Raw genomic sequence first — 4,994 nt, 5'->3', positions numbered from 1 at the left:
CCCCGCCGCCCCCGCGCTCGACCCGCCGAACGCCAGCGCCCCCCGCTGCCGGTAGATGCCGATCATCGCCAGCGCCGTTCCCGCAAAGCCCAGCGCCGGCGCGATCGCCATCCACGGGTGCCGTGCGAAATTCGCCAGCCACCCGCCCGTGACGATGCGCGCGGTGGTGTGGAGCGGGTCGGAGGCGCCGGCAGGATCGACCGTCCCGACGATCTCGAACCCCGGCATCGCCGCCACCATCAGTCCGCCGACCGCGAACAGCAGCAGCGCCAGCGTTCCCGCGGTAAAGCCATAGGCGGTCGCGCGGTCGTGCACCGGGCCGTGCTCGACCTTGATCGACAGCCACGCCGCGCCGTGCAGCACCAGCATCGCCACCGACAGCACGCCCGCCAGCAACGCGAACGGGCTGAACAGCGCCAGGAACCTGCCGTCGTAGAAGACCCGCAGGTCGCCGTCGAAGCGGAAGGGCGCGCCGGTCAGCACGTTGCCGACCGCGACGCCGAACACCAGTGCCGGCACCAGCCCGCCGACGAACAGCGCCCAGTCCCAGCGGCTCCGCCACGCCGGGTCGGGGCGCTTGCTGCGATATTTGAACCCCACCGGGCGCAGGATCAGCGCGGCGAGCACCACGAACATCGCGAGGTAGAAGCCCGAGAAGCTGGCGGCATAGACGAACGGCCATGCGGCGAAGATCGCGCCGCCACCCAGGATGAACCACACTTGGTTCCCCTCCCACGTCGGGCCGATCGTGTTGATGACCATCCGCCGCTCCGCATCGCTGCGGGCGACAAAGGGCAGCAGCGCGGCGACGCCCAGGTCGAACCCGTCGGTCAGCGCGAAGCCGATCAGCAGCACGCCCAGCAGCACCCACCAGATCAGGCGCAACATCTCATAGTCGAACATCGTGGCGCTCCTTTCAGACGGCGAGCGGTTGCGCGGAGATCGGCGCATGCGTGTCGGCGGGCAGCGCTGGCTCGTCCTCGATCGGGCCGTGGCGGACCGCGGCCAGGATCAGCCGCACCTCGATCACCGCCAGCGTACCGTAGAGGAGGGTGAAGCCCGCGATCGTCGTCAGCAGCATCGCCGGGGTCAGGCTGGACGCGGCGAGGAAGGTCGGCAGCACGCCGTCGATCGCCCACGGCTGGCGCCCCAGTTCGGCGACGATCCAGCCCAGCTCGATCGCCACCCACGGCAGCGGGATCGCGACGACCGCCGCGTGCAGGAACCAGCGCACGCTCATGTGCAGCCTGAGCGAACAGAGGACGAAGGCGGTGGCGAACAGCGCGATCATCGCAAAGCCGATCGCGGCCATGACGCGGAACGCCCAGAACATCACCGGCACGCTGGGTACCGTGTCCCAGGCTGCGCGCTCGACCTCGGCCGGAGTGGCGGCGGCGGGATCGGCGACGTATCGCTTCAGAAGCAGCGCATAGCCGAGATCGCGCTTGTGCGCCTCGAACGCGGCGCGGGCGGGGGCATCCTTCGCATCGGCCTTTAGCCGCTGGACCGCGGCATAGGCGACCTGCCCGGAGGCGATCCGCTCCTGCGCCTGCAACACCAGTTCGGACATGCCGGTGACCGTGCCGTCCAGGCTGCGCGTCGCGATCAGCCCAAGCACCCACAGCACCTGCACTTCGTAGCGGGTTTCGCGGGTCGCCATGCTGGGTACGCCGAAGATCGTGAGGCCGGCGGGCGCGGGCGCGGTGTGCCACGCGGCCTCAATCGCGGCGAGCTTCATCTTCTGGTTGTCGGTCAGCGCGTAGCCGCTTTCGTCACCCAGCACGACGACCGACAGGGATGAGGCAAGCCCGAACGCCGCGGCGACGGTCATCGATCGGCGTGCGACCGGCACCCAACGCCCCTTCAGCAGCCAGAAGGCGGAGATGCCCAGCACCACGACCGACGCGGTGACATAGCCGGCGCTGACGGTGTGGACGAACTTGGCCTGCGCGACGGGGTTGAACAGCACCGCGCCGAAATCGGTCACCTCCATCCGCATCGTTTCCGGATTGAACGCCGCGCCGACCGGATTTTGCATCCAGCCATTGGCGATCAGGATCCACAGCGCCGACAGGTTGGTGCCCAGCGCCACCATGAAGGTGACGATGAGATGCCCCAGTTTCGACAGCCGGTCCCAGCCGAAGAACATCAGCCCGACGAACGTCGCCTCCAGGAAGAACGCCATCAACCCTTCGATGGCGAGCGGCGCGCCGAAGATGTCGCCGACATAATGCGAGAAATACGACCAGTTGGTGCCGAACTCGAACTCCATCGTCAGCCCGGTGGCGACACCGAGCACGAAATTGATCCCGAAGATCTTTCCCCAGAAGCGCGTCACCTGCCGCCACACCGGCCGCCCGGTCATGACATAGACCGATTCCATGATGACCAGCATGAAGCTGAGCCCCAGCGTCAGCGGCACGAACAGGAAATGGTAGAGCGCGGTCAGCGCGAATTGCAGCCGCGACAGGTCGATGACGCTAGGGTCCACCGCTGAAGTCTCCTCCATGCCGGGCCATCGGGCGCCGGCTCGATCAGCCTCATCGGCTTCGCGGGGCGCCGTCGATATACGGGAAACTCCGTATTCGGCGGGCGGCAGGCGCGGACTAGGCGGTCGACATGACGCCGATCGCCGCTCCCCGCCGCCCTGGCCGCGCTCCGCTGGGCGACCTGGCCCGTCCGTCGCGCGCGGCGGCGGCGCTGATGGTCGGCGATACGGTGGCGGCGATCGGCTTTGCCGGCGGGCTTGCCGGCGCGGTGAGCGGGGCGGCATGGTGGCTGACGCTGGCGCTCGCCGCCGCCGCCGCCCGCGCGGGTATCGCATGGGTGTTGTCCGGCTGCGCCGCTGCGGCGGGACGAGGCACCGTCGCCGCCGCCCGGATACGGATCGTCCGCGCGGCGTTCCATGCCGGTCCAGAAGCGCGCGCGACCTCCTCGGCATGGGTCAGCACGGCGGTGGACGATGTCGATGCGCTCGACGGCTATGCCGCGCGGTTCCTGCCGGCCCGCGGCGCGGCGGTGATCGGCCCGCTAGCGGTACTGACCGCGATCGCTTTCGCCAGCCCGGTCAGCGCGGCGATCCTGTTCGCGACGCTGATCCCCTTCGTCGCGGCCATGGCGCTCGCGGGGGGAGCGGCCGCCGACCGGTCGCGGCGGCAGTTCGTCGCGCTCGCGCGGCTGTCGTCGCTCTTCGCCGACCGCGTGTGCGCGCTGCCCGTAGTGCTGGCGTTTCGCGCGGAGGAGCGCGAGGCGGCGCGGATCGGCACGGCCTCACAGGATCTGGCCTCGCGAACCATGGCGGTGCTGCGGGTCGCGTTCCTGTCGTCGGGGGCGCTGGAATTCTTCGCGGCGCTGTCGGTCGCGCTGGTGGCGGTCTATTGCGGGTTCGCGCTGCTGGGGCTGTTGCCCGTTGCGGTTCCCGAGCAGCTGACGCTGGGGCGCGCCTTCTTCGCGCTGGCACTGGCGCCCGAATTCTATGCCCCGATGCGGAGACTTGCCGCCGCCTATCACGAACGGCAGGCGGCGGAGACCGCGGCGGCGCGGCTGCGGCCGATGCTCGACCGGCCGGTGCCGCCCGCGCCGGTTGTCGTCCGGCATCCGCCGCGGCTGGTCTTCGACCGGGTGACGATCCGCTATCCCGATGCCGATCGCGCGGCGGTGGCGGACTTCTGCCTGACGGTCATGCCGGGGGAGACGGTCGCGCTGGTCGGCGCATCGGGCAGCGGCAAGTCGAGCCTGCTGCGCACGCTGCTGGGGCTGGCACCCGTGACGGCCGGCGCGATCTTCGTGGGCGAGGCACGGCTGCCGTCCGGCGCGGGCGTCGCGGCGGCGTGGGCGGGGCAGGACCCGTTGCTGCTGCCCGGCACCATCGCGGAGGCGATCGCGATCGCCGATCCGGCCGCGCCGCGTGAGCGGATCGCCGCCGCTGCGGCTGCGGCGGGGCTGGAAGCGGCGCTGTCGCGGCGCCCGGGCGGGCTCGACGCGCCGCTCGACGCGCGGGGCGGGGGGCTGTCCGGCGGAGAGCGGCGACGGATCGGGATCGCGCGGGCGCTGCTGAACGACGCGCCGCTGCTGCTGCTCGATGAACCGACCGCACATCTGGATACAGCGGCGGAGGAGGCGATGATCCATGCCATCGCGGTCGCCTGCGCCGGGCGCACCGCGCTGATCGCGACGCATTCGTCGCGCCTGGCGGCCATCGCCGATCGGGTGGTGCGGTTGTGAGCGGGTTTGCCGACCTGCTCGCGGCGGAAATCCGGCGGGAACGCGCGGGGTTGCTGCGCTCCGCCCTGCTTGCGGCCGCGGTGGCCGCGGCGACGGCGATGCTGCTGGGGCTGTCCGGCTGGTTCATCACCGCGGCAGGGGCAGCGGGGCTGGCCGGGGCGGCGGCGGGATTCAACTATCTGCTGCCCAGCGCGACGATCCGTTTGCTCGCGATCGTGCGGACGGGCGCGCGATACGGGGAGCGGCTGGCTGGACATGCTGCCGCCTTCGCCGTGCTCGCGCAGGTCCGCCCGGCGCTTTACCGCGCCATTGCCGGCTCGCCTCCCGCCGCTGCGCTGGCATTGACCAGTGGCGAGGCGAGCGCGCGGCTGGTCCAGGACGTCGGCGCCATCGAAATGGCGATCGCGCGCCGGCCCGCGCGCGCCGGCGCGGCGGCAGCGATCGCCGCTGGCGGATTGCTGATCCTGAGCGTCCAGCCTGTCGCCGCGCTGTTGTTCCTCCTTCTGGCGGGGATGGCGGTGGGGCTGACGGGCTGGTCGTGCCGGCGTCTCGACGAAGCGGGGCAGGAGGTGCAGCGCCGGCAGGGCGCGTTGCGGGAACTGCTTGGTCTGCAGCTGGCCGCCGCACCTGAGTTGCGCTGCTACCGCATGGAGGATGCCGCGATCGCCCGCATCGCCGCGGTCGATGCGGCGCTGGCGGATGCGCGGCGGCGGCAGGCGGCGGCCGGCGGCGCGATCGAGGCGATCGGGGCGCTCGCGACGGGCGCGGCC

3 protein-coding genes and 1 pseudogene are annotated in these 4,994 nt (G+C 71.5%); 2 read left to right on the top strand and 2 right to left on the bottom strand.

Annotation, left to right across the window (positions count from 1 at the left end; all coding sequences use genetic code 11):
- Both cydB and AX685_RS11780 read right to left on the bottom strand, forming a co-directional pair.
- A partial coding sequence (gene cydB / locus AX685_RS11785; protein ID WP_066488904.1) for a cytochrome d ubiquinol oxidase subunit II occupies positions 1-903 on the bottom strand: 903 nt, incomplete at its 3' end.
- Between the two features lie 13 nt (positions 904-916).
- Positions 917-2,491 carry a cytochrome ubiquinol oxidase subunit I gene (locus tag AX685_RS11780; protein WP_066488898.1) on the bottom strand — a complete coding sequence of 525 codons (1,575 nt, stop codon included), beginning with the start codon at positions 2,489-2,491 and terminating at the stop codon, positions 917-919.
- 128 nt (positions 2,492-2,619) lie between these two features.
- On the opposite strand from AX685_RS11780, the gene cydD reads away from it, so the two are divergent.
- Both cydD and AX685_RS11770 read left to right on the top strand, forming a co-directional pair.
- Positions 2,620-4,224, top strand: a complete 1,605-nt coding sequence (cydD, locus tag AX685_RS11775; protein WP_082740843.1) for a thiol reductant ABC exporter subunit CydD — start codon at positions 2,620-2,622, stop codon at positions 4,222-4,224.
- Positions 4,221-4,994, top strand: a pseudogene (locus AX685_RS11770) (cysteine ABC transporter permease); the annotation flags it as partial. The gene cydD and the pseudogene AX685_RS11770, both read left to right, overlap by 4 nt.

The organism is Sphingomonas sp. CCH9-F2, assembly GCF_001556735.1.
In the GTDB taxonomy this organism is placed as follows: domain Bacteria; phylum Pseudomonadota; class Alphaproteobacteria; order Sphingomonadales; family Sphingomonadaceae; genus Sphingomonas; species Sphingomonas ginsenosidimutans.
The sequence above is the reverse complement of the archived record's forward strand: the minus strand, read 5'-3'. Positions and strand labels throughout refer to the sequence as shown.